Here is a 23,115-nt window from a genome sequence, read left to right as displayed (position 1 = left end):
ACGTCCTACCCGACTACCGGTAGACGCGGACGTAGTCGGCGGCCATGGTGATCGGAGCGGTCCCCTGCGGCGCGGGGTGGTACTGGCCCGCGCACACCGAGAGGTTGAGGATCAGGTACGCCGACCAGTTGGCGCCGACGCCCTTGCCGTCCGAGAAGACCTTCGCGCCGTTGACGTACCAGTCCACCGAGTTGGCGCCGTAGTAGGTGCCGATGGTCACCCACTGGTCCTTCGCGACGGCGCTCGCGTCGGTGTAGTACTTCGCGTTGCCGGGGTTGACGTGGTTGGTCAGCTCCAGCAGGTTCGGGTTGTCGGGGTGGTACTCGAAGGAGTCGACCTCGCCGTTGCCGTTCTTCCAGGTCCACAGGGCGGGCCAGGCGCCGGTGCCGGCGGGCAGCTTGACCCGGGTCTCGGCGTAGTCGCCGGTCTTGACCTGGAAGCCCTCGCCGGAGCCCTCGGTGGTCAGGAAGCCCGTGTTCCAGGACTGCTTGCCGTTCTCCAGGGCCGGGCCGCCGGAGGTGGCGGTGAAGGTGGCGACCCCGTTCGCGACGCTGACGTTGTTCTTGTTCAGCCAGTCCAGCTTGTTGTCGTCCGGGTTGTGGTTCCCGTACTTGTAGGCGGTGCTCTTGTCGCCGACCCAGCGCTGGCCCCAGGAGATGGCGCTGTTGAACTCGTCGGACCAGGCCAGCGACTTGCCGGCGACCGGGGAGGACGGCGCGGGGGTGGTCGGGCTCGCCGTGGCGCTCGGGGTCGGCGCGGGGGTCGCGGTGGCGCTCGGGGTCGCGGTGGCGCTCGGGGTCTGCGTGGGGGTCGGCGCCGGGGCCGGGGTGGCGGTGGCCGAGACCACCAGCTGCTGCGAGGGCAGGTTGTGCCAGACGCCGCCGAGGTCCTGCCAGAATCCGAACTCGGTGTACGTCCCGGCCGGCAGGGTGCGCGCGCCACTGGTGAAGTTCACGCCGCTCGGGCAGATCTGCACGTTGGAGGCGTTGCCGGGGAAGTCGAGGTTGGTGCCGCGCGCGTCGCGGACGCCCACGCCCACGGTCTTGGCGGTGAAGCAGGCCGAGGAGTGCAGACCGAGCGAGGCGGTGGCGGCCTTGCCCGCGACCATGGTGGCGGGGGCGAGCCGGTCCTGGGTGACGGTCGGCGCGGTGGCCGCCTGGGCACCGGTGACGGACGGCACGCCGAGCAGGCCGGCGCCGCTGATGGCGAGCGCCCCGGTGGCGGCGAAGGCGGCGTTGCGGCCGCGGTGGGAGGGGCGGGCGTGACGCGGTGCGCGGCGCCGGGCAGCAGGCTTGGGCATGAGGTGACCTCTGCGACGCCTGCGAGGTTAGCTGTCGGGTTCGGGCTGCAGTTGCCCGGCCGCCTGTGGAGCGGCTTCACCCCTAGCCTCGACCCGTACGCGCGAGCGCACGGGCCGGGCGCCGACCTTGGTTTCCCCGCTCCCGTCCGCTGTGGTGCTCGGTGACCCGCCGACGGGTGGACGGGACTCGGCGTCCCGGCGGCGGGGTCCGCGAGGGGCGGACGACCGTTGCAGGCTAGGCAGGCCGTACGTGAACGGACAACTCCGGCGGACGGGTTGTCGCGCAGCTCACAGTGGTGTCGATCAACGACGCTGTGTGGCGGCCGAGTTGATCAGTTCACGTGGCCTGGAACGATGCCCGACGGGGTGGCTCTGCGGGTGTCCGGCCGGGCGTTCCGGTTGCGCGTTCCGGTTGCGCGTTCCGGCCGGGCGTTCCGGCCGGGCGTTCCGGCCGGGCGTTCAGCCGAGCCAGGCGTCCACCTGGCTCTCGGCCTCCGGCGCCCACCCGAGCTCCAGGTGGTCGAGGCCGCTCAGCAGCCGGGTGCCGCCGACCGTCGCGATGCCGGTGGTGTCCAGGGCGCTCGCCGTGAACACGATGCCGTCGCTGGGCCCGCGGTTCTCGTTGAGCACGCCCGGGATGTCCGCCGACCCGCCGGCCAGCAGGTAGGTGCGCACCGCGGCCGGGACCCCGGCCTGCTGGAGCGGGGCGATCAGGGAGCCCGCGTCGATCGCCGCCTGGATGCCCTGGCCGGAGGTGTAGAACCCCTGGCCGCCGTAGTAGGTGGTCCACCAGTCCTGGGCGCTGCCGTCCACGCCGTACCTGCCATCCCAGCGGGCGAGCAGCTGGCGCTGGCCCGGGTAGCAGTCGTACCCGCCGGTCGGCAGCACGCCGAGGCAGGGTTGCGCGGTGTACGTGCCGTAGCAGGTCATGTACAGGTGCGGGGACGGCGCGTTGGCGGTGCCGCCGCAGGCCGGCCACGTCGCCAGGTCGAACGACCAGCCGTGGGCGTAGACGTAGTCGAGCCCGCCGTTCGGCCCGCCGAGGGTGACCAGGCGGCGCACGTCGCCCGCGTACGCCCGCCCCCAGGACGGCCGCACCGAGGACACGTACGCCCTGGCGGCGACCTCGCCCTTGCTCCAGGCGACCACGTCGACCTGCGGGGCCCCGAGGCGGGCCCGGATCAGCGCGATCGCGTCGCCGACGGCCTGCGCCTGGAGCAGGTTGTCACCGTGCTTGTGGGCGAAGCCGATGGCGAAGACCCGGTGGCCGGTGCCGGCGAGGTACTGGGCGAGGCCGGTGGACGGGCAGGTCGCGGCGCCGCAGGTGCCGCTCTCCCCGGGTTCGCCCAAGCGCGGTCGGCGTTGTCGTCGGCGCCGTGGACCAGCAGGACGGGCGTGGCCCGGCTGCCGGTGTCCCAGCCGGTGGCGGAGTAGAGCAGGAAGCGGCCGGAGGAGGGCTCACCGGTGCCGAAGTACGTCCGGCGGGCTCCGTCCTGGTCGCCGCGGCCGTCGGACGGGAACTGCTCGGTGCGGAAGCCGGGGGTGGTGTCGAGGTAGCGCTCGACCTTGGCCCAGCCGTTGCCGGGGGCGGGGAAGGCGGCTTCCAGGGTGAGGGCCGCAGTGGCGGTCCCCGCTCGGGCGGAGGCGGTCCCCGCTCGGGCGGAGGCGGGGGCGGAGGTGCCGAGGATGATGGCGGCGAGGGCCAGTAGGACGGCGGTGAGCGTGGTGGGGGTGCGTCTCACGCGGGCGTGTCTCGCGCTGGTACCGGTCGTGGGGGTGCGTCTCATGGCCGGACGGTAGGACCGGTGCGCGACGGGTGCCCATGTGCCGGTCGCACACCCGGTGGGCAGCGCGGTGGCGATCCGTACCGTGGCAAAGCGATGACCGTGTGCACCCGGTCGGATAAATTGGAGGTCCGACATCTTACGCAGTGCACAACACGACCACACCGGAAACGAGGAGCCGCCCCACCATGACCGCGTCCCTGCCCGCCTTCGCCGGCCGTACCTACGTCTTCCGGGCCGACAACGGCGCGGCCTTCCGCAACACCTACTCGGCCGACGGCACGCGGCTGCGCTGGGAGGGCCTCGGCGAGTCCGCGGGCCAGTGGGAGGACGTGCGGCTGCACGTCGCCGAGGTCGCGCCGGAGATCTACTTCGTCAGCTGGACGGAGCAGAGCGGGATCACCGTCAGCCACGTGATGGACCTCAACGAGCTGACGGTCCGGGCCTTCTGGACCTTCGAGGGCGAGGGCGGACGGGTCGGGCAGCTGCACACCGGAACGCTGGAGCGCGTGGCCTGAACCGCGGGACGACCGAAGCCTCGGGCCCTGCGTTCAGGCCCCGGGGGTTCGGTCGTTCGGACGGTCCTCAGGCGGTCGGGTTCGGGACCCTGAGGTGCTGGGACAGCCACTCCAGCGAGGACGGCAGCAGTGCGCTCCAGGTCTCGAAGTTGTGGCCGCCGTTCTCCAACATGCTGTACGAGACGTTCATCGGGCTCCGCGCGGCGTCGACGAAGGCCTCGGTCTCCCGCCGGTAGTCGCCGTCGCCCTTCTTGGTCCCGGCCAGCAGCAGGGACACGTTCGGCTGGGGCAGGTTCTTCAGCCGCCACATCAGGTTGGCCTCGTCGCGGCGCTGCTTGCTGCCGCCGAAGAGGTCACCGGTGGTCGGGTCGTCGGCGGCGTCGTAGTAGGCCGAGAGGGCGACTGCCGTCGGGAAGACGTCCGGGTGGCGCATGGCCAACTTGAGCGCGCAGTAGCCGCCGGTCGAGTTGCCCATGAAGGCCCAGGCCTGCGGGTCCGAGGAGACCCGGAAGCTGGCCTGGATCGCCGCGGGCACGTCTTTGGTGAAGTACGTGTCGGACTGCGGGCCGTTCGGGATGTCCTCGCACTCGGTGTCCTGCGGCAGCGCGGGCGAGGGACGCATCAGGACCATGACGGTCGGCTGCATCCGGCCCTCCTGCAGCAGCTTGAGCGCCGCGCCCGGGTAGTTGAACCGAGTGATCAGGTTCTCGGCGATTCCTGGGAATCCGGTGCTGACGATCACGGCCGGGAACTGCTTGTGCGCGTACTCCGGCTGGAAGTACTGCGGGGGCAGGTAGACGTAGCCCTCGGTCGACAGCCGGCTGACCGCGCCGTCGATCCGGACCTTGCGGATCTCGCCCGACTGGCCGGGCTCACGGCCCATCGCGCCACCGCCCTTGACCGAGGCGTGGCCGATCGTCTCCACCAGGAGGCGCCCGGAGGCGTCCGCCTTGTTGTGGATCACCACCGGGCCGGTGTCGCCGGTGCCGAGCAGGTCGCCCCAACTGCTGTAGAAGGCGAAGTAGTTGTTCGCCACCAGGCCCAGGGCCGAGAGCACCGCGAGCTGGGTGACGAGCAGTGCGCCGATCCGGCCGATCACCGCCTGCCAGGTCTTCCTGGCCAGTCTCGGCCACAGCCAGACCGTGCCCCCCATCACCACGACGGCTATCAATACGGTCAGCGCCAACATCTTGTGGCTCGTCAGACCCATGTCCTGCTTGCTCCCACGCCTCGAACTCCAGTCCCCTCCGCTGGGGACATCCGAGGAGGTCACCCCGGTTCCCCCGCCGGGGCGCGATCACCAACCCTAGCGCCAGCTGGGAGAAGCCTGATGACGGCTGGGAGGTTGCGGGGAACGGCCGGACTTCAGGTTTCAGACGACAGACAACAGATGACGGGTTTCAGATGACAGATTTCGAAATCTGTCATCTGTCATCTGAAACCCGTCTGGTGACACTCCCCCCGCCCGCCCCGCGTCGAGGCCCGCGCGGGCTCAGGACACCCGCTCCCAGAGCCGCAGCCCCGCTGTGAGCTCGCGCATGCACCGCGCGCCCAGGTCGTGCGGGGACCCGGGGCCGGTGGCGGGGGCGCCGGAGGAGGCCCACTGCTCCAGCGCCACTCGGATCGCCGCGGTCGCGGCGGCGGCGGCCAGCCGGATCTCCAGCGGATCGGTGCCCTCCGGACAGCGCTCGGCGAGGACGGCTCGCAGGCGCATCTCCGAGTCGGCGTGGACGCGCTGCCAGGCGCCTTCCAGGCGCGGGTCGCGGAGCAGACTGCGGGTCCACTGCATCATCTCGGCGCCCGCTTCGTCGGCCGGCGTCAGCGAAGCGACCGCCGCACTCTCCAGCGCCTGACGCAGCGGCAGGTCGGCCGAGCTCTGGGCGAGTTGCTCGACCCACTGCCGTCCGCCCGCGGCGAGCAGCGGGGCGACGGCGTCCTCCTTGACGGAGAAGTACCGGTAGAAGGTGCGCAGCGAGATGCCCGCGGCGAGGGCGATCTCCTCGGCGGTGGTGGCCTCCGCCCCCTGGTCGGCGAACAGTGCGGCGGCGGTGCGGGCGATCTCCAGCCGGGTGGCGTCACGGCGGCGCTGATTGAGGGTCGGGCGTCCGGTCACGGGGTCAGCCTACGCGGCCGAGTGCCATTGTGGCGCATCACGCCCTCATGACGCTTCGAGACTTGTTGGCACGACGTGCCACTTGGGCGTACCGTGCCTCTTGAGGTCGAGAGACCACGAACGAACGGAGTACCACCATGGAGCGCTTCAGCGGACGGAACGTCCTGATCACCGGCGGCGGCTCGGGCATCGGCCAGGCGACCGTGCACCGGATCCTCGCCGAGGGCGGGAAGGTCGTCGCCGTCGACGTCAACGAGGACGGCCTGAAGAAGACCCTGGACCGCGCGACCGCCGACGGCACCGCGGACCGCCTGACCCTCCGGGTCCTCGACATCTCCGACGAGGCAGCCGTCGTCGCGGGCGTCGGCGCGGCGGTCGCCGAGCTGGGCGGCCTGGACGTCCTGGTCAACGCGGCCGGCATCCTCCGCGCGTCGCACACCCACGAGACCACCCTGGACTTCTGGAACAAGCTCCTCGCGGTGAACCTGACCGGCACCTTCCTGATGACCCGCGAGGCGCTGCCCGCGCTGCTCGCCGGCGGCAAGGGCGTGGTGGTCAACTTCAGCTCCACCTCCGCGACCTTCGCCCACCCCTACATGGCCGCGTACGCCGCGACCAAGGGCGGCATCCAGTCGTTCACGCACGCCATCGCCTCGGAGTACTCGAAGCAGGGCCTGCGCGCGGTCTGCGTCGCCCCGGGCAGCATCGACAGCGGCATGACCAACAACCCCGGCCTGCCCGCCGACACCGACCTCAGCCTGCTCGCCAAGCTCTCCCCCGCCCTCGGCCGGGGCTTCGCGGGCCCGGAGACGGTGGCCGGTGTGATCGCCATGCTCGCCTCCGACGACGGCGCCTTCGTCACCGGCACCGAGCTCCGCATCGACGGCGGCACCCACATGTGACGGCCGCCCCCGAACCGCGGGGCCTGTGCCATCCCCCGTACGGCACAGGCCCCGCTCGTGTTCGGCGCCCCGGCCTCGGGCTGCGTGCCGCGGCTCAGTGGAGGAGCTTGGCGAGGACGATCCGAGGGGCTGCGGCTGCGGCTGCGGCAGTGGTTGCGGCTGCGGCGGCGGCGGCGGAAGGGGCTTCGGCCGAGGCTGCGGCAGAAGCCTCGGCCGGCGTCAGGGGCGTGAAGCCGTGGCGTCGGTACAGGGCGAGGGCGGGGGCGTTGGCCGGGAGGACGGCGAGGTGCAGGGCGGTGCCCCCGGTGGCACGGGCCCAGCGCTCGACCTCCTCGATCAGCCGGTCCGCGACACCCCGCCCGCGTGCCTGCGGGGCGACCCACAGCGATCGCAACTCCCGTACACCGTCCGGGGATCCGTGGAGACCGCCGACGAGCCCGACCGGGTCGTCCGCCAGGAAGGCGGCGACGTGGTGGGCACCCGGGAGGTGGAGGCGGGCGCGCCACCGTTGCTCGCCGCCCGCTCGCCACTCGGCGATCCCGTACGCGAAGGCGTGCGGCGAGTCGGTCAGGGCGGCGAGACGGAGGTCGCGCCAGAGCGGCCAGTCGGCGGTCGTGAGGGTTCGCAGCGTCACCATGGTCAGCACCGTAGGCAGCGCGTCCGGTGTCCGTCAGCCCGTTCCGGCACGGGCGTGACGGCCCCCGGGGATCGCTCCGTCGCCGGCGTCCCGGCGTGCGGCGAGGGCGTTGCCCAGCGCGGCGACGGCGGCCCCGAGCAGGACGAAGGCCGCCGCCGTCAGGACGCAGGCCCCGGACACCCGGCGGTAGCCGCCGTGCCGGCCGGGGTCGAGGAACACGAACGGGTACCAGTCGATCGCGTAGCCGCGCAGCAGGGCGTAGGTCAGGTACACCAGTGGGAACGCCATCCAGCCGAGCACCGTGACCGGGCGGATGCGCCGGGTGGGCGGGTCGACCAGCCAGTCGGCGAGCACGACGAGCGGCAGCACGCGGTGCACCACGTCGCTCACCCACGGGATCGTCTGCTGCTCCGGATACGTCGCGAGCTGTGTGCCGTAGAACAGCCCGGTGACCACCAGGTAGAGCACGACCGCCCCGCGCACCTCGTCCGGCACCGGGCGGTGTCCGGTCAGGCCCGCCCAGCCGCCGTATCCCAGGACGGCGATGCCGGCGAGGGCGCTGAGGTTGGTGAAGTAGCTGAAGAAGTTCACCACCCCGGGGGAGTCGGTCGCCGCGCGGTAGCCGGAGAAGCAGAGGGCGACGGCGACGAGGGCCGCCACGGCGAGCCGGGCGGGTGCGAGCCACGAGTGGGCCGGTTGTGCGGGCATCGTCGGGACCGCCTCTCTGGGGGCGCCCCTCATCCGGCTGGAGGGCTATTCGGATTCAAACCCGGGCGGGAGGAGTCGGCCACAGGAGCGCGGGCGAGCGGCGCGCCTCCGGCCCGGGTCTGCCGAGGTCACGGCGTGCGCCAGTCCGCGGCGAAGGCGGCCGCCGGGTTGGCGGTGAGGAGCAGCTCGGGCAGCTCGGGACCGAAGGTGCGGGCGAGGCGCGGGGCGAGGTCGGTGAGCAGACGGGTCGGGCCGCCGGCCTGTCGGGCGGTACGGGTCGTGGTGTCGGCGCCCAGCAGCAGCTGGCCGACGTGCCCCGCCTCGACCAGGTCGGCGATCACGTCGAAGGCCTGCAGGTCGGCCGGGTGGCCGGAACGCGAGGGACTGTCCAGCGCGAGGTGGACTCCCTCGGCGGCGAGACTGCGGTACACGGCGCGGTCGGGGAAGCGGGTGAGGTGCCCGAGGATGATCCGGTCGGGCCGGACTCCGTTCCGGCTGCTGAGCCGGAACAGGACCTCGTGCGGATCTCCGTCGGGTTCGAGGTGGACGGCGATCGGCGCGCCGGTGGCGTGGTGGGCCTCGGCGGCTGCGGCCATCGTCCGCCGGGTGTGCGGGGTGGCGGGGCCGGCGTCGTCGGCGACCTTGATCAGCCCGGCCCGGACAGCGCCGGACGCGGTGGGCACACCCGGCACACCCGGCACACCGGGCGCGCCGATGGTGTCCGGGGACGGATCGGTGCCCGGCAGTCCGGTGGTGAGCTCGGCGACGAACCGTGCGGCGAGGTCGTCGGGGGCGGGGTCGGTGTCCGGCGAGTAGTGCACCGCCTGGTGCGCGCCCGTGGCGGCGACGACGTGGACGCCGGTCGTGCGGGAGAGGGCGGCGAGGGAGTCCGCGCCGCGGCCCATGCCGAACGGGGTCCACTGCACGAAGGCCCGGCCGCCGACGGCCGCGTAGGCGCGCAGGACGTCCTCGGCGGCAGCCGGATCGTCAAGCTCCTGTCCGGGGAGCAGCGGGCTGCGGATGAACAGGTGGTCGTGCGAGTCGGTGATGCCGAGGCGGGCGGGATCGAGGTCGCCGAGGACGGTACGGACGGTGCGGCTCATGCTTCGTCCTCGGGGGTCTCGGGGGTCTCGGGGGTCTCGGGGGCGTCAGGGGTTTCCGAGGTCTCGGCGGTCTCGGGGCCGGGGGCGGGCGCCGGGTCGTCGGCGGCTTCCGCGAAGGTGGCGGTCGCGACGCGCAGGCCGGCCAGGGCCTTGGGGAGCCCGACATAGGGGGCGAGGTGGAGGATGACCTCGGTGACCTCCTCCCTCGTCATGCCGATCCGCAGGCTGTAGCGGACGTGGTCGGCGAGCTGGGGATCCACGCCGCCGAGGGCGGTGAGGGCGGCCAGATTGGCGATCTGCCGGTCGCGCAGGGCGAGTCCGGGGCGCTGGTAGGTGCCGCCGAAGAGGCTGGTGACGATCCAGTCGGGGAAGCCCGGCGCGAGCGCGTCCAGGCCCCCGAGGGTGGCGGTGGCGCCCGGGCCGGCGAGTTCGGCGAGCAGGGCGTAGCCGGCTTCCCGGTCGAGTGGCGCGGGGGTGAGCGGGGCGGCGGTGAGCGGGGCGGCGGTGAGCGGGGCATCGGTGAGCGGGGCATCGGTGAGCGGGGCATCGGTGAGCGGGGCGGAAGTCATCGGGGTGTCCTGGCCTTTCACCAGTGGCGACCGGTCGGCAGCCGGTCGAGTTCGGGGCGGGAGAGGTGCAGCACCTGGTAGCGGATGCCGGGCGCGTCCTGCGGGGCCGGGCCGCGCCACAGGGCCAGGCGGAGCAGTTCCCAGCGGCTCGGGTCCACGGCGACGGCGGCGGTGTGCAGGGCGGGGTCCGCGGGGAGTTCGGCGAGGGCCCGCTCGACGGCCTCGGCCGGGTCGACGGCTTCCGGCAGCCGTACGGTGTCGCGGGTGGCGGTGGTCGGGTCGGCCTCCCCCGCAACGCCCGCGCCGCCGTGCGCCAGCCCCGATCCGAGCCAGTGGTGGACGACCGGGCGGCCGAAGTCGGCGCTCAGACCACGGAAGCCCGGGCCCCAGAGGAAGCTGTTCATGCCCTCGGCGGTGCGCCAGAGGTAGAACGGCGCGTACTGGTTGACCGGGGAACCGTCCTGGCCGCGCTCGCGGACCAGGTACACCTTGAGGCCGAGGCCCGGGTGGGCGTCGAGCAGATGGCCCTTGTCGGCGACGCGCTTGCGGATGATGCCCATGTCGTAGTCGGCGGGGAGGGTGATCTCGTACTGCATGGCGTGCACGGCGGGGCTCCTCGGGGTCGGTGGGGCGACGTCGGGCCGTCGGCCGGGTGCGTTCGGTCGGTCCGGTTCGGCCGGCTCAAGCGGTTCGGCCCGTGCCGTCAGGCTGTCCGGTGTGCCACCAGCAGGCCGAGGGCGCCGCGGACGGCCTGGTCGAAGGGCTCGGCGCTGTCGGCGGCGCGCGCCAGCACGTAGCCGCCCTGGACGACGGCGACCACGGCGGCGGCGGTGTCGGCCGGGTCGAGCCCGGGGGCGAACTCGCCGCCCGCCTGGCCTTCGGCCACCAGGTCGGCGATCCGGCCGCGCAGCCAGTCGAAGGTCTCCTCGACGGGGGCGCGCAGCTGCGGGTCGGCGATCACGTCCGGGTCCTGGGCCATCCGGCCGATCCGGCAGCCGCGCAGGACGTCGCGGTCACGGCGCAGGTACGAGGCGATCCGGTCGTAGGCGCTGCCGGGGGCGGCGAGGTCGGCCTCGGCGATGCCCCGGATCTCCCCGGCGCTTCGGCGCAGGGCGACGGCGGCGAGGTCGGGCTTGCCGGTGAAGTGGTGGTACATGCTGCCCTGGCCGACGCCGGAGCGCTGCTGGATGGCCTTCGGGCTGGTGCCGACGTAGCCGCGCTCCCAGAGGAGGGCCTGGGTGCTCTCTATGAGGCGGTCCTGAGTGCTCATGCGGATCACTGTACATACCAGTAGGTACAAACAGCCAGCCCTCTTCCGGATCCGATTTCCGGCTTCTTCCGACCTTCGGCTGCCGACTTCCGACCTTCGGCTTCCGACTTCCGGGGCGATTCCCGGAAGCGCCTTCGGCCGCCGAACGATTGAGGGCCGTGCGCCGCCCCCCGGCGGCCACGGCCCCTCGACCGTTCGTCATCCCCCGTACCACCGAGGGGCATTCCGGCCCGACCGGTGGCGCGCGTCACGTCACACACGGTTGTCGGCATCACGCCCCGCAGGGGGTGCACGGCGCGCTGCGCGGGCGGACGACGGAGCGTCAGCCGAGGGCGCTCGCGCCGGATCGCGGGAGCCACCCCGCCCGCGAGCAGCTCCAGTTGCTCGCGCCGCGCTCCACTCGGCGTGCGCACCGACGGTCCTCCGCACGGACGGGCGCCGACCGGAATCGGGGCGAAGCCTTGATCGATCGGGGGCGACTGGCAAGATGTCCGGCATGAACTACCTCGCCGCGGATGACCGCTATGCCTCGATGACCTACCGGAAGGCCGGGCGCAGCGGCGTCCAGCTGCCCGCCGTCTCGCTCGGGCTCTGGCACAACTTCGGTGACGCCCAGCCGCTGGAGGTGCAGCGGGCCGTGCTGCGCCGGGCCTTCGACCGGGGCGTCACGCACTTCGACCTGGCGAACAACTACGGGCCGCCGTACGGCAGCGCCGAGCGCAACTTCGGCTACCTGTTCGCCCAGGACTTCCGGCCGTACCGGGACGAGCTGTTCATCGCGACCAAGGCCGGCTGGGACATGTGGCCCGGCCCGTACGGCAACGGCGGCAGCCGCAAGTACCTGCTGGCCAGCCTCGACCAGTCCCTGGAGCGGATGGGGCTGGACTACGTCGACGTCTTCTACTCGCACCGCTACGACCCGGACACCCCGATCGAGGAGACGATGGGGGCGCTGGACAGCGCGGTGCGCTCGGGGAAGGCGCTGTACGCGGCGATCTCCAACTACCCGGCGGAGCAGCACCGGGAGGCGGTGGCGATCCTGCGGGAGCTGGGGACGCCGGTGCTGATGAACCAGTCGGCGTACTCGATCCTCAACCGGTCCGTCGAGGAGGGCGGCGTGCTGGACGCGGTGGGCGACACCCAGACCAGCCTGATCGCCTACTCACCGCTGGCCCAGGGGCTGTTGACGGACCGTTACCTCACCGGCGACGTGCCGGCGGGCTCGCGGATGTCGGTCGGGAAGTTCCTGACCGAGGAGGCGCTGACCAGGCAGAAGCTGGAGCAGCTGCGGGCGCTGAACAAGATCGCCGAGGGGCGCGGGCAGTCGCTGGCGCAGCTGGCGCTGTGCTGGGTGCTGCGGGACCCGCGGGTGGTGTCGGTGATCATCGGCGCGAGCAGCGTGGCCCAGCTGGACCAGAACCTCGACGCACTGGCCGGTGGGCCGCTGACGGCGGAGGAGCTGGCGGAGATCGACCGGCTGAGCCGGTGAACCGCCCGTCGGTCCGATCGCCGGCCCGCTGCGGCGGCGAGCGGTAGCTGACGGCGAGCGGGCAACAGATGACAGCTGACAGATTTCAACATCTGTCATCTGTTCTCTGTCATCTGTCATCTGTCATCTGTCCGTGGTGCGGCGCCCGGGGCGTCGATGAGTTCGGCATCCTTCAGGGTGAGCCCGGCGAGCGCAAGTGCGCCATGGAAGCCGGCCAGGCCGCGCACCCACCGGACGCCGATGACGATTCCACGATGCGGGACAATGCGCCGCATTCCGCACAGGCGCCCGGCTCGGGAGGCGCTGGCCTGGCGACGACGCGCGCCGGAAGTGACAGCGCTCCACGGCAGCCGAATCGGAAGCAGAACCTTGCCACATCATGGGATCCACTGCTCGTCGATGCCATTCCATTCGCAACGTCATCGACACATTCCCGCAGCCCTGGCTGCCCTACGCTGAGACTCCCTCCGGCGGTCCGCCGGGGTTCCGAATCGAAACGCGAGGTGTCATGGCCGAGGCCGCCACCGCCGTCCAGAGTCCGCCGGCCGGTGCGCAGGCCGTTCAGCGCGCGCTCGGGCTGCTGCACTGCTTCCACGACAACGGCCCCGACCTGAGCGCCTCCGACCTGGCCCGCCGCATGGGACTCTCGGTGTCCACCGCGCACCGGCTGGCCCGTACGCTGGTCAGCGCCGCCTTCCTGGAACAGAACGAGCGGACCGCCCGCTACCGGCTCGGCCCGGCCGTCGCCGAGCTCGGCCAACTCACCTTCCACCAGCGTGGATTGCACCTGGCCGTGCCGGAGCTGGAGGTGCTCTCCCGGCGCACCGGTGCGACGGCCGACCTCGCGATCCGCAGCGGCCCGCACGCGGTGATCCTGGTCGGCGGGTCCGTCCGCCCGGACACCGGGCTGGGCCTGCGCCGCCCACTGCACTCCACGGCACTCGGCAAGGTCCTGCTGGCCTGGCCGCGCCCGGGCGAGGCGGCGGCGTACGCGCTCGGGCCGCTGCAGCCCTTCACTCACCGCACGATCACGGAACCGGCGCTCCTGGAGGAGGAGCTGGCGAAGGTCCGGGTGACGGGGCACGCGCTCAACGACGGCGAATCGGCCGCCGGGGTGCGGACGGTGGCCGTCCCGGTCCTGGACCGCGCCGGACGCGCCCGCTTCGCGCTCGCGGTCCGCTCGACCCCGGCACACCTCACCGACGACCGGCTGGACTGGTTCCTGGGCCACGCCCGCACCTGCGCCGACGCCCTCGCGGTACTCCTGTTGCCGCCCGATCAGCGCGCCTGACGTATCGTCACCATCCTTGCAGCGACGGGCCACCGTCCGTTTCGAGGACGCGGGCGACCCGCCGCCGCGGTCGGCGGTCACAGGTCAGCTGTCAGCGGTCAGCCGTCAGACACCGGCCGGGGTGTACTTGTAGCCGACCCGGCGGACCGTGACGATCGTGTCGCGGTAGGCCGGTCCGAGCTTGCGACGCAGCCGGGCGACGTGCACATCGACCGTCCGGCCGTCCCCGACGTGGCCGTAGCCCCAGACCGCGGAGACCAGGTGGTCGCGGGTGTGCACCCGCTGCGGGTGTTCGGTGAGGTGGGCCAGCAGCTCGAACTCCAGATAGGTGAGGTCGAGCAGCTGCCCGTCGACGTGGGCGTTGCGCCGCTCGGTGTCGACGCTGATGCCCTTCCCGGCCGGGCGCCCCTGCCGGACGCCCGCCGACGCGGGGCCCCCGGACGACCCGGCGGTCCCGGCAGCCCCGGGTGCGGCAACAGTGACGGCAGCGGCAGCCGCTCCGGGCAGGCCGGCAGTCCCGACCGGCCCAGTCGCCGCCACCGGGCTCTCGGCCGGCACCAGCACCAGGTACCCGACCATCGGGCTCCCGTTCGCACCGCCGAACTGCGTCCCGAACTGCGCCCCGTACTGGGCGAGCAGCCCCTGCGGCAGCACGCCCTGCGGCAGGGCGGCGACGACGGCCGCCCCCTCCGGCAATGCGGCGAGCAGCGCCTGCGGGACCGGCGGGACGACCGCCCCCGGCTGCGGCGCGGCGGCCGTCGGGGCCGCCACCGGACGGGCCGAGCCGGCGTGCGACGGGCGGACGGCCGCGGACCACCGGTCGCCGACCGAGCCGGGAACGGACGGAGGAACGGACGGAGCGGAGGAAACGGACGGGCCGGAGGGGACGGTCGGCACCGTGCGGACCGCGCGCAGGTGCGGGGTCGCGGTGGGCAGGGGGAGGGTGGCCGTGGAGGAAGAAGACATGGTGTGCCGCTCATTTCGCGCGTGACGGACGGGGTGGAGTCGTCTGCGCGTCGACCGGGCGTACTGCCGGGGCTGGACCGGACGGAACCGGGTCAGCGGGCGGAGAGCCGGGACGCGCTGGGCGAACCCGGACACGTCTGATCGAACAGGTGCGGCTGCCGGGACGGCCAGAAGGGCTCCAGGTCGTGGCGACCCCGTCGGCTGTCCTCGGCGCGGCTCGCGCGCCCGTTCCACCGTCCGGTCCGTCGACCGCCCGCGCACATCGCGGTGGCCGTACCGCTCGTTCGGGTACGGCCGACGGCGGCGGGTGCAGGTCTGGGGCAGACGATGTTCACTGGTGGTCTCTCCGCTGGGCGGGTCCGGTTGGTCGGCCGCGGCACGCCGGACGGCGGTCCGCTACGGCCTGGTCGACGGGATCGACGGTGCGTCGGGCGGTGGCTGGTGGGCCGGGAGCGCCGGGGACGTACCGGGACGGGACAGGCCGGTCAGCGACAACACGCGCTGCAGATCAGCGCGTGGTCGATGTAGCGGCGGACGGTGAGCACCGGACCGGCAGCGCCCGAACGGGCGGAGCCGGGCATGAGGGGCCCGGACACGACGGTGACGGTGCGTCGTCGGCCGACGGTCGTCATGCTGCCCTCCCCCTCGTTCTGTGCGCGGTCCGCACCGCTGCCGGTGCGCACCGGCGGTGCCTCGCCGGATCGTCGAAGGCCGTCCGCCGATCGGCAACGCCCGTGTGAACGGGACGTTTCCGCGGCTCCCGACGGCATGGCCGGGCGGCCTTCGTCCACAGAGCCTTCCACGGCCGGGCGGGTCTAGGCAACCTTCAGCACACTGCCCGTCCGGAATGCGGACGGCGGAATGAGACGTCGGTCGGGGCGGGATGCTCGCGAACGCCGTCGCCCGAGGCTCCCTCAGAGTCGGTCGGCAGCACGGGCCGACCCCCTTCGACGCGGCACGGCCGGGCCGAGCACGCAGGTCAGGCGAGCGAGCCACCGGGCCGAGGGAGCCACCGGCCCGAGCTGCCGGGTGCTGCCCGGTCAGACCCGCGCGGGAGCGTGGCGCCGGCGCGCCGCCGCGTGCTCGACCAGCGCGACGAGCAGTTCCTTCCCGTCCTCGCGCAGCCGCGCGTCGCAGAGCACCACCGGGATGTCCGGGTCGAGGTCGAGCGCGTCCCGCACCTCGTCCGGCGCGAACCGATCGGTGCCGTCGAAGCAGTTCACCGCGACCACGAACGGGATGCCGCGCTGCTCGAAGAAGTCGACGGACGGGAAGCAGTCGGCCAGCCGCCGGGTGTCCGCGATGACCACGGCGCCGAGCGCGCCGCGCGCCAACTCGTCCCAGACGAACCAGAACCGGTCCTGCCCGGGGGTGCCGAACAGGTAGAGCGCGAGACCGGGGCGCAGGTCGATCCGGCCGAAGTCCATCGCCACCGTGGTGGTGCTCTTCGCCTCCACGCCCGAGGTGTCGTCCACCGGGCGGCCCAGCTCGCTGAGCTCCTCCTCGGTGCGCAGCGGCCGGATCTCGCTGACCGAACCGACCAGGGTGGTCTTGCCCGCGCCGAAGCCGCCCGCGACCAGGATCTTCACCGCGACGGCCGGACCGCCGCGCCACCGCGGGTCGTTGGGGCTCACCGGTTGGGACACGGCACCGTCCGGGCGGAGGTGGTGGTCAGAGCGCACGGAGTCCATTGATCACGTCTCGCAGCAGGCGCTCGTCCGGCAGCTCGGCGAGCGGAACGGGTCGGGTGACGCTGATCAGGTCGGCGTCGTAGAGGTCGCCGAGCAGCACGCGCACCACGCTGACCGGCAGGTCGGTGAAGGAGCCGAGTTCGGCGACGGAGAGCGGCTCGTTGCGGCACAGGGCCAGCAGCGTCTGGTGTTCCGGGTCGAGGACGTGCGCGGGCACGGCCCCCGCGTCCGGCCCGGGCTCGGCAGCGGTGATCAGCGAGATCAGGTCGAACAGGCCCTCCTCGACCGGCCGGGTGCGACCGCGCGTCATCGAGTAGAGCCGCACCACCGGGCCGGCCTCGTCGTCGAACCAGCGGTCGTCGACCGGGGTGCGCGGACGGAAGAGGTCGACGTCGGGTCCGTCCGGGTCCACCTGCTCCACGTCCGCCGGAGCGTCCGTGCCCGAGGACGCGTCCGCGCCCGGGGACGCGTCCGCACCGGACGGCCCGTCCGCGCCCACCGGCACGTCCGGGCCGTCCGGCACGTCGGCCTTCGGATCCGCCATCGGCCCGCTCATCTCCCCGGCGGGGCGGTTTCGGTGCGCGGCTCGGCGGCCATGTGCTCGCCGACCCGCTTGACCAGCAGGGCCATCTCGTAGGCGATCTGGCCGATGTCGGCCTCGGCGTCGCTCAGCACGGCGAGGCAGCTGCCGTCGCCCGCGGCCGTGATGAACAGGAACGCCTCGTCCAGCTCGACCATGGTCTGCCGGACGCCGCCGACCTTGAAGTGCCCGCCGGCCCCCTTGGCCAGGCTGTGGAACCCGGCCGCGACGGCGGCCAGGTGCTCGGCGTCCTCGCGGTCGAGCTCCCGGGAGGCGCCGGTGGCCAGGCCGTCGCTGGAGAGGATCACCGCGTGCCGCAGGGCCGCGACGCGCCCCACGAGGTCGTCCAGGAGCCAGTTGAGGTCCCCGGACGGCTGCGTCGAAGTGGTCATGAATCAGTTCCTTCCGCTGGAGCGGGTGGTGCAGGTGATGCGGGTCGTACTGGTGATACCGGCCGCACGGGTGGTACCGGTCGCACGGCCGGTGCCGGTCGTAGGGGTGGTACCGGCTGTGCCGATGAATCGGGTGTGCCGGGTTGTCCCGGCAGTACGGGTGAGCCGGTGCCCGGGCCGCGACGGACCGGCGGTCCGGACTGCGGCCGACGGGCGAGCGGGGCCCGCCCGATGTCCGTGGGGGCGGTCAGCGCCGCCGGGGCGGGTGCCGGGGCGATCGCCCGGCGGGACGGGTCCGGCGGCAGCCAGGGCAGTACGGCTGCGACCCGGTCGCGCGACGATCCCCCGCGGCCCTTCGACGCCTTCTCGCGGCCCTCCGACGTGCCGTCGCGGTCCTTCGAGGCACCGTCGCGGCCCTCCGCCGAGGCGTCGCGGTCCTTGGCGGCACCGGCACGGCCCACCGCAGCGGTCGCGCCGCGCCCGCGGGTGAAGCCGCGCTGGAACGAGGCGAAGGTCGCCCGGGCCTCCTCGGGAGAGCGCTCCCGCACGTCCGCGGCGTCCGGAACGGATCCGGAGTCCCCGGTCGTACCGTCCGGCCCGTCGGCGCTGCGGAATCGTTCCTTCAGCTGCTCCGTGCGCTGCTCCCTGAGCTGCGGCGCCAGGTTCGCCTGCCGGACCCGACGCGGCAGGCCACCCGCCGTCCGCAGCGCGGCGTCGGCCGGGGGCACCTCAGCGCCGACGGCGGGACCGGTGGCACCGGTGGCGCTGGTGGTCCCGGCAACCGCAGCCGTCCCGGTCGTCCCGGCAGTCGCGGCCGTGCCGACAGCGCCGGTCCCGGCGGTTTCGGCAGCCTCGGCGGCCGCGAAGGCCTCCTCGGCCGCGGCCACCACCAGGTCGTCCCGCCGGTGCCGCCCGGTCCCCGGCGCTTCCCCGGCGTCCGCCCCGGGCGCGGGGACCAGGACCGGTCCGCCCTTGCCCCGCGAGGCCCGGCGCGGCAGACCGCCCGCCGTACGCCCCGCCTCGGGCACGGAGGGCCGCGGACCGCCCGTCACCCGGTGCCGACCGCCCGCATCGGCACCCGCGCCGGCGCCCGTACCGCCGCTGTCGCTGTCGGTGCCGGCGCCGGCACCGGCTCCGACAGCGGCGGACGAGCCGGACGCGGTGCCCGTCGAGGCCCCGGAGGAACGCCCGACCGGGGTCCCGGTCGAAGCCCCCGCGCCCGGCCCCGGCACCGCGACCAGGTCCCGCTGCCCGCGACGGCCGCCACCGCCGGCCGGGCGCCGCCCGGCCGCGTTCGGCTCCGCCAGCCCGTCCGGCGCCTCCGCGAGCAGTTCGCGCGGGATGAGCACCACCGCCGTCGTCCCGCCGTACGGGGACGGCCGCAGGTGCACCCGGATGCCGTGCCGCCGGGCCAGCCGACTCACCACGAAGAGGCCGAGCCGGTCGGTGTCGGCGAGGTCGAACTCCTGCTCCACGGCGAGGCGTTCGTTGATCTCGGCGAGCAGCTGCTCGCTCAGCCCGAGCCCGCGGTCGTCGATCTCCAGGGCGAAGCCGTGCGCCACCACCTCGCCCTGGACGGTGACCTGGGTGGTCGGAGGGGAGAACACCGCGGCGTTCTCGACGAGTTCGGCGACCAGGTGGGTGACGTCCGCGACGGCACTGCCGAGCAGTCCGGTGCCGGGGAACGGCCGGACGGTCACCCGGGCGTAGTCCTCGACCTCGCCGACCGCCGCCCGGACCACGTCCACCATCCGGACCGGCTTGCGCCAAGCGCGCCCGGGCGAGCCGCCGGCCAGGATGATCAGGCCCTCGGCGTGCCGGCGCATGCGGGTGGTGAGGTGGTCAACCTTGAAGAGGTCCGCCAGCTCCGCCGGGTCCTCGGTGCGGCGCTCCATGGTGTCGAGCAGGGTGAGCTGGCGGTGCAGCAGCACCTGGCTGCGCCGGGCCAGGTTGACGAACACCGCCGAGACGCCGCGCCGCAGGTCCGCCTGCTCGACGGCGGCCTCGACGGCGGCGCGCTGCACCGCGTTGAAGGCCTGGCCGACCTGCCCGATCTCGGCGTCCCCGAAGTGCAGCTCGGGCGCCTCGGTGGCCACGTCCACCGGCTCGCCGCGGCGCAGCCGCAGCATGACGGAGGGCAGTCGGGTTCCGGCCAGCTCGTTGGCCGCGTTGCGCAGTCCGATCAGCTCGCGGGCCAGGCCCCGGCCGATCCGGAACGAGATCAGCACCGACAGCACGACCGCCACCAAACCGACCGCACCGGCGATGCCGCCGCGCCAGAGCATCCCGATCGCGGCGGACCGGGCTCGGTCGTCCAGTCCGGCGGCGATCCGGGTGTTGATCTGGGAGAGGTCGCCGAGCGCCCGGTCCGCGGTCTCCCGCCAGGAGTCGCTGTTGAGCGCCTGGACGACCCGGTCGGGGCCGCCGGCGCCGACGAAGTCGGCCTCGGCCCGGGCCAGGGCGTTCCAGGCCTCGCCGCCGCGGAGGGCCGCGTAGTCGGACTGGTCGGCGGGTTCGAGCTCGGCGATGTAGACGGTGAACAGCGCCTGCTGGTTGTGCAGGGCGTCCAGCGCGACCTGGTACTGCTCGGCGGTGGGCTTGGTGGTGCTGGTGCGCAGCCCCTCCATCGCCGCGTCCTCCTGCGCCAGGTACTCGCGGGCGCGTGAAAGCTCGATCAGGATGGTTCCCTGACGCGGGAGTTGCCCGCTCTGCCGGGCGACGTACGCGGAGCGGAAGCCGAACACCGGCTTGACCAGGTCGCTGTACTGGTCCAGCGCGAACTCCCAGTTGAGCGCCAGACGGCCGACCTGGGAGCGCAGCGGCCCCATCTGGTCGGCGGCCGCGATGATCTGCACGAAGCGGCCGCGCTGGGCGGTGGAGAGCTTGTTCCCGGAGCCGTCCTTCTTCTGCCGCAGCACGGTGAGGCTGCGGTCGGTGGCGGCCTTGGCGTGCTCGTAGGCGTCCCGGGCGACGGGTGAGCGCGGGTCGGCCAGGCGCTGGACGGCGGCGCGGCGCTCGTTCTGCAGGTCGGCGGCGTACTGGTCGACCGGGCCCGAGAACTCCTTGTACGTACGACTGTTTCTCAGCTGACTCCAGACGTCCCCGGTGGTGGCGAGGGTGGCGTACACCCACAGGGCGGTGAGCGCCACGATGGGCACCAGGAGCAGCGCGATGATCTTCGCGCGGATCGAGCTGCTGCGCAGACGCATGGAGTCCTCGGTCGGGAAGTGCCAGGCGCGGACGGGGAGGGTGGGAGCCGTGGAAGCGGTGGGCGCGGCGGGAGGGGAGCGGCTCGGTGGGGAACGGTGGGGAACGGTGGGGAACGGTGAGGAGGGTGCGGAAGGGGCTCCCGGCCACGGGTCTGCGCGACTCTACTACGCCCTGACCACTCGTTCGAGGGGCGAACCACTCCACCTCTCCACCTTGCCCCGCACACGTCAAAAACCGGTCCCAATCGCCCCCTCTTCGTGTCCGGATCATCCGCAGACGTCCGGCATTTCCGGTCGGCCCGCACGCCGCTCCCCCGCCCCGCGCCCCCGCCGGCTCCTCCCCGAGTCCTTCCTGGGTCCTTTCTGGATCTTCCCTGAGTCCTCCGCCGCCCCTCCTCCGTCCCTCCTCCCGGCCTCCCCGATCACGACACCATCCGAGCGGACCCGTGCCGATCTCGTCGTGTCACCGGTGCAACCCTGGGCAGTGACGGAGCGATCCGATAGTTTCGCTCCACCCGCACAACCGGGCGCCGCCGCCCAGGCGACCGGAGGACGGGCGGGCCGGGCCGGCAGGAGGCGCCGGGACACGCGAACTGGGGAGGACCGTGCGCGAGTTCACCACCCCCGCCGCGGCCGTACCCGAGGTCGCCGGAGGACTCGCCGACTCCCTGTACGACACCGCCGAACGCACCCCCAACCTGGTCCAACTGTCCTGGCGGGCCGCCGACGGGCAGTGGCAGGACGTCACCGCCCGGGAGTTCCGGGACCAGGTGCTCGCCCTGGCCAAGGGACTGCTCACGCACGGCGTGCGCTACGGCGACCGGGTCGCCCTGATGTCCCGCACCCGCTACGAGTGGACGCTCTTCGACTACGCGCTCTGGTCGATCGGCGCCATCACCGTCCCGGTCTACCCCACCGCCGCCCCCGAGCAGGTCCGCTGGATCCTCGCCGAGACGCAGGCGGTGGCCTGTCTGGTCGAGGACGAGGACGCCGCGATGACCGTCGGCGCGGTCTGCGACGCACTGCCCGACCTCACCGGCATCTGGCAGCTGGACCGCGACTGCGTCGCCGCGATCACCGAGGACGGCCGGGGCGTGCCCGACTCCCTGGTGCACCGCCAGCGCCTGGGCGTCGCCGGCGAGAACATCGCCACCGTCGTCTACACCTCGGGCACCACCGGCCGCCCCAAGGGCTGCCTGCTCACCCACGCCAACCTGGCCTCCGAAGCCGACGCACTGCTCGCCGGCTGGGGGGACGTCCTGCGCGACACCGGCGGCAACCAGCCCGGCACCCTGCTGTTCCTGCCGCTCGCCCACGTCTACGGGCGGGCCGTGCAGATCGCCGCGCTCCGCGGCGGCTTCCGGATCGGCCACGTCCCCGAGGTCTCCACCGACGCGCTGCTGCCCGCGCTGGACACCTTCCGGCCGACCTTCCTGCACGCCGTCCCGTACGTCTTCGAGAAGATCTTCCAGCAGGCACGGCGCACCGCCGAGGACTCCGGGCGCGGCGAACTCTTCGAACAGGCCCGGCAGGTGGCCGTCGACTGGGCCGCCGCCCGGGAGCAGAAGGCCTTCGGGCGCGGCCCCGGACCGAGCGCCGCCCTACGACTGCGCCACCTCGCCTACGAGCGGACCGTCTACCCGAGACTGCGCGCGGCACTCGGCGGCCGGGTGCGCAGCGTGATGTGCGGCGGCTCCTCGCTGCGGCGCGAGCTGGGCCTTTTCTTCACCGGCGCCGGCCTCCAGCTGTACGAGGGGTACGGGCTGACCGAGACCTCCGCGGCGATCACCGCCAACCCCACCGGGCGGCAGAAGCTCGGCACCGTCGGGCAGCCGGTGCCGGGGGCCACGGTGGCGATCGCCGACGACGGCGAGGTGTGGGTGCGCGGCGGATCGGTGTTCGGCGGCTACCTCAACCACCCGCAGTGCACCGCCGAGTCGCTGGTCGACGGCTGGTTCGCCACCGGCGACCTGGGTCGGCTGGACGAGGACGGCTACCTCACCATCACCGGCCGCAAGAAGGACCTGATCGTCACCAGCAGCGGCAAGAACCTCGCACCGTCGAGCCTGGAGGAGCGGGTCGAGGCGCATCCACTGGTCTCCCAGTGCCTGGTGGTGGGCGACGACCGCCCGTACGTGGCCGCGCTGATCACGCTCGACCCGGCGGCCCTGGCGCACTGGCTGAAGTCCCACGGACGGGAGCAGCTGGACGCCTGGGCGGTGCTCGCGGACGAGGAGCTGCACATCGAGGTCCAGCGCGCGGTGGCGGCGGCCAACACGGCGGTGTCGCGGGCCGAGTCGATCCGCGCGTTCCGGCTGCTGCCACGCGAGTTCAGCCAGGAGCAGGGGCTGCTGACGCCCTCGCTCAAGCTGCGCAGGGGCGCCATCGCGGAGTACTACGCGGCGGACATAGAGGAGCTGTACCTCTCCTGATCGGCGTGTGTGCGCGGGGTTCCGGCGAATTCTGACGGTCCGTCTTGTCTCTTGCAGTCATGGCTCGGTGGCCGACCGGTTCACCTGCCGTTCCCTTGACGGGCCGATTGGTCCAGTCCATTGTTTCTCTTCGGTCCGAGTGCGGCGTACCACCACCCCCT

The 23,115-nt window shown here is 73.3% G+C and carries 21 protein-coding genes and 1 riboswitch; of the genes, 5 read left to right on the top strand and 16 right to left on the bottom strand.

Annotated elements, in window-relative coordinates:
- Window positions 1-13: 13 nt before the first annotated feature.
- Window positions 14-1,300 carry a hypothetical protein gene (locus tag ACIGG8_RS13955; protein WP_396547907.1) on the bottom strand — a complete coding sequence of 429 codons (1,287 nt, stop codon included), beginning with the start codon at window positions 1,298-1,300 and terminating at the stop codon, window positions 14-16.
- 1 nt (window position 1,301) lies between these two features.
- A riboswitch (cyclic di-AMP (ydaO/yuaA leader) is annotated at window positions 1,302-1,467 on the bottom strand.
- A 292-nt stretch (window positions 1,468-1,759) separates the two neighbouring features.
- The gene (locus tag ACIGG8_RS13950) at window positions 1,760-2,650 is read right to left on the bottom strand and encodes an esterase/lipase family protein (protein WP_396547905.1); all 891 of its coding nucleotides are present in this window, start codon (window positions 2,648-2,650) and stop codon (window positions 1,760-1,762) included.
- Window positions 2,651-3,272: 622 nt separating this feature from the next.
- Between ACIGG8_RS13950 and ACIGG8_RS13945 the strand changes: the two genes are divergently transcribed.
- A complete protein-coding gene (locus tag ACIGG8_RS13945) occupies window positions 3,273-3,602 on the top strand; it encodes a phenolic acid decarboxylase (RefSeq protein WP_350526233.1) in 330 nt (109 codons plus the stop codon).
- Between the two features lie 67 nt (window positions 3,603-3,669).
- Here the strand turns inward: ACIGG8_RS13945 and ACIGG8_RS13940 are convergent, their stop codons facing one another.
- Window positions 3,670-4,812, bottom strand: coding sequence for an alpha/beta hydrolase (locus tag ACIGG8_RS13940; protein ID WP_396547903.1), 1,143 nt, complete (start codon window positions 4,810-4,812; stop codon window positions 3,670-3,672).
- Window positions 4,813-5,094: 282 nt separating this feature from the next.
- Window positions 5,095-5,715, bottom strand: a complete 621-nt coding sequence (locus tag ACIGG8_RS13935; protein ID WP_396547901.1) for a TetR family transcriptional regulator — start codon at window positions 5,713-5,715, stop codon at window positions 5,095-5,097.
- Between the two features lie 137 nt (window positions 5,716-5,852).
- Here ACIGG8_RS13935 and ACIGG8_RS13930 point away from each other — a divergent pair, with 137 nt between their 5' ends.
- Window positions 5,853-6,617, top strand: a complete 765-nt coding sequence (locus ACIGG8_RS13930; protein ID WP_396547899.1) for an SDR family NAD(P)-dependent oxidoreductase — start codon at window positions 5,853-5,855, stop codon at window positions 6,615-6,617.
- A 94-nt stretch (window positions 6,618-6,711) separates the two neighbouring features.
- Here ACIGG8_RS13930 and ACIGG8_RS13925 read toward each other — a convergent pair whose 3' ends face one another.
- The 6 genes from ACIGG8_RS13925 to ACIGG8_RS13900 form a co-directional block, all read right to left on the bottom strand.
- A complete protein-coding gene (locus tag ACIGG8_RS13925) occupies window positions 6,712-7,254 on the bottom strand; it encodes a GNAT family N-acetyltransferase (RefSeq protein ID WP_396547897.1) in 543 nt (180 codons plus the stop codon).
- A 33-nt stretch (window positions 7,255-7,287) separates the two neighbouring features.
- Window positions 7,288-7,962 (bottom strand): Pr6Pr family membrane protein, encoded by a 675-nt coding sequence (locus tag ACIGG8_RS13920; RefSeq protein ID WP_396547895.1) that lies wholly within the window; start codon window positions 7,960-7,962, stop codon window positions 7,288-7,290.
- 128 nt (window positions 7,963-8,090) lie between these two features.
- On the bottom strand, window positions 8,091-9,065 hold the full coding sequence (locus ACIGG8_RS13915) for a phosphotriesterase (RefSeq protein WP_396547894.1): 975 nt from the start codon (window positions 9,063-9,065) through the stop codon (window positions 8,091-8,093).
- The gene (locus ACIGG8_RS13910) at window positions 9,062-9,634 is read right to left on the bottom strand and encodes a carboxymuconolactone decarboxylase family protein (RefSeq protein ID WP_396547892.1); all 573 of its coding nucleotides are present in this window, start codon (window positions 9,632-9,634) and stop codon (window positions 9,062-9,064) included. Before ACIGG8_RS13910 ends, ACIGG8_RS13915 begins: the two co-directional genes overlap by 4 nt.
- A gap of 17 nt (window positions 9,635-9,651) precedes the next feature.
- Window positions 9,652-10,239, bottom strand: a complete 588-nt coding sequence (locus ACIGG8_RS13905) for a DUF4865 family protein (protein ID WP_396547891.1) — start codon at window positions 10,237-10,239, stop codon at window positions 9,652-9,654.
- 98 nt (window positions 10,240-10,337) lie between these two features.
- Complete coding sequence (locus ACIGG8_RS13900) at window positions 10,338-10,904, bottom strand: TetR/AcrR family transcriptional regulator (RefSeq protein WP_350526225.1); 567 nt, start codon at window positions 10,902-10,904, stop codon at window positions 10,338-10,340.
- 496 nt (window positions 10,905-11,400) lie between these two features.
- Between ACIGG8_RS13900 and ACIGG8_RS13895 the strand changes: the two genes are divergently transcribed.
- Entirely contained in the window at window positions 11,401-12,393 is a 993-nt protein-coding gene (locus ACIGG8_RS13895; RefSeq protein ID WP_350526224.1) for an aldo/keto reductase, read from the top strand.
- Window positions 12,394-12,901: 508 nt separating this feature from the next.
- Complete coding sequence (locus ACIGG8_RS13890; protein WP_350526223.1) at window positions 12,902-13,684, top strand: IclR family transcriptional regulator; 783 nt, start codon at window positions 12,902-12,904, stop codon at window positions 13,682-13,684.
- Window positions 13,685-13,789: 105 nt separating this feature from the next.
- Here ACIGG8_RS13890 and ACIGG8_RS13885 read toward each other — a convergent pair whose 3' ends face one another.
- The 6 genes from ACIGG8_RS13885 to ACIGG8_RS13860 all read right to left on the bottom strand — a co-directional run bounded on the left by ACIGG8_RS13885 (window position 13,790) and on the right by ACIGG8_RS13860 (window position 20,522).
- Complete coding sequence (locus ACIGG8_RS13885; RefSeq protein ID WP_396547890.1) at window positions 13,790-14,650, bottom strand: winged helix-turn-helix domain-containing protein; 861 nt, start codon at window positions 14,648-14,650, stop codon at window positions 13,790-13,792.
- A 485-nt stretch (window positions 14,651-15,135) separates the two neighbouring features.
- A complete protein-coding gene (locus ACIGG8_RS13880) occupies window positions 15,136-15,282 on the bottom strand; it encodes a hypothetical protein (RefSeq protein WP_396547889.1) in 147 nt (48 codons plus the stop codon).
- A gap of 408 nt (window positions 15,283-15,690) precedes the next feature.
- The gene (locus ACIGG8_RS13875) at window positions 15,691-16,341 is read right to left on the bottom strand and encodes a GTP-binding protein (protein WP_396547887.1); all 651 of its coding nucleotides are present in this window, start codon (window positions 16,339-16,341) and stop codon (window positions 15,691-15,693) included.
- The gene (locus tag ACIGG8_RS13870; RefSeq protein ID WP_396548011.1) at window positions 16,322-16,753 is read right to left on the bottom strand and encodes a DUF742 domain-containing protein; all 432 of its coding nucleotides are present in this window, start codon (window positions 16,751-16,753) and stop codon (window positions 16,322-16,324) included. The genes ACIGG8_RS13875 and ACIGG8_RS13870 overlap by 20 nt, the downstream gene beginning before the upstream one ends.
- 140 nt (window positions 16,754-16,893) lie before the next feature.
- Window positions 16,894-17,313 carry a roadblock/LC7 domain-containing protein gene (locus ACIGG8_RS13865; protein ID WP_350526220.1) on the bottom strand — a complete coding sequence of 140 codons (420 nt, stop codon included), beginning with the start codon at window positions 17,311-17,313 and terminating at the stop codon, window positions 16,894-16,896.
- The gene (locus ACIGG8_RS13860; RefSeq protein ID WP_396547885.1) at window positions 17,310-20,522 is read right to left on the bottom strand and encodes a nitrate- and nitrite sensing domain-containing protein; all 3,213 of its coding nucleotides are present in this window, start codon (window positions 20,520-20,522) and stop codon (window positions 17,310-17,312) included. The genes ACIGG8_RS13865 and ACIGG8_RS13860 overlap by 4 nt, the downstream gene beginning before the upstream one ends.
- 605 nt (window positions 20,523-21,127) lie before the next feature.
- Here ACIGG8_RS13860 and ACIGG8_RS13855 point away from each other — a divergent pair.
- Window positions 21,128-22,954 carry an AMP-dependent synthetase/ligase gene (locus ACIGG8_RS13855; RefSeq protein WP_396547884.1) on the top strand — a complete coding sequence of 609 codons (1,827 nt, stop codon included), beginning with the start codon at window positions 21,128-21,130 and terminating at the stop codon, window positions 22,952-22,954.
- The last annotated feature ends 161 nt before the right edge of the window (window positions 22,955-23,115 follow it).

The organism is Kitasatospora sp. NPDC085464, assembly GCF_044541955.1.
GTDB lineage: Bacteria > Actinomycetota > Actinomycetes > Streptomycetales > Streptomycetaceae > Kitasatospora.
The sequence above is the reverse complement of the archived record's forward strand: the minus strand, read 5'-3'. Positions and strand labels throughout refer to the sequence as shown.

Coding starts and splice junctions, on each gene's coding strand:
- ACIGG8_RS13880 (WP_396547889.1), bottom strand. CDS start 15,282: ATGACGACCGTCGGCCGACGACGCACCGTCACCGTCGTGTCCGGGCCC.
- ACIGG8_RS13920 (WP_396547895.1), bottom strand. CDS start 7,962: ATGCCCGCACAACCGGCCCACTCGTGGCTCGCACCCGCCCGGCTCGCC.
- ACIGG8_RS13900 (WP_350526225.1), bottom strand. CDS start 10,904: ATGAGCACTCAGGACCGCCTCATAGAGAGCACCCAGGCCCTCCTCTGG.
- ACIGG8_RS13865 (WP_350526220.1), bottom strand. CDS start 17,313: ATGACCACTTCGACGCAGCCGTCCGGGGACCTCAACTGGCTCCTGGAC.
- ACIGG8_RS13860 (WP_396547885.1), bottom strand. CDS start 20,522: ATGCGTCTGCGCAGCAGCTCGATCCGCGCGAAGATCATCGCGCTGCTC.
- ACIGG8_RS13940 (WP_396547903.1), bottom strand. CDS start 4,812: ATGGGTCTGACGAGCCACAAGATGTTGGCGCTGACCGTATTGATAGCC.
- ACIGG8_RS13925 (WP_396547897.1), bottom strand. CDS start 7,254: ATGGTGACGCTGCGAACCCTCACGACCGCCGACTGGCCGCTCTGGCGC.
- ACIGG8_RS13885 (WP_396547890.1), bottom strand. CDS start 14,650: ATGTCTTCTTCCTCCACGGCCACCCTCCCCCTGCCCACCGCGACCCCG.
- ACIGG8_RS13955 (WP_396547907.1), bottom strand. CDS start 1,300: ATGCCCAAGCCTGCTGCCCGGCGCCGCGCACCGCGTCACGCCCGCCCC.
- ACIGG8_RS13910 (WP_396547892.1), bottom strand. CDS start 9,634: ATGACTTCCGCCCCGCTCACCGATGCCCCGCTCACCGATGCCCCGCTC.
- ACIGG8_RS13930 (WP_396547899.1), top strand. CDS start 5,853: ATGGAGCGCTTCAGCGGACGGAACGTCCTGATCACCGGCGGCGGCTCG.
- ACIGG8_RS13945 (WP_350526233.1), top strand. CDS start 3,273: ATGACCGCGTCCCTGCCCGCCTTCGCCGGCCGTACCTACGTCTTCCGG.
- ACIGG8_RS13915 (WP_396547894.1), bottom strand. CDS start 9,065: ATGAGCCGCACCGTCCGTACCGTCCTCGGCGACCTCGATCCCGCCCGC.
- ACIGG8_RS13895 (WP_350526224.1), top strand. CDS start 11,401: ATGAACTACCTCGCCGCGGATGACCGCTATGCCTCGATGACCTACCGG.
- ACIGG8_RS13890 (WP_350526223.1), top strand. CDS start 12,902: ATGGCCGAGGCCGCCACCGCCGTCCAGAGTCCGCCGGCCGGTGCGCAG.
- ACIGG8_RS13875 (WP_396547887.1), bottom strand. CDS start 16,341: ATGGACTCCGTGCGCTCTGACCACCACCTCCGCCCGGACGGTGCCGTG.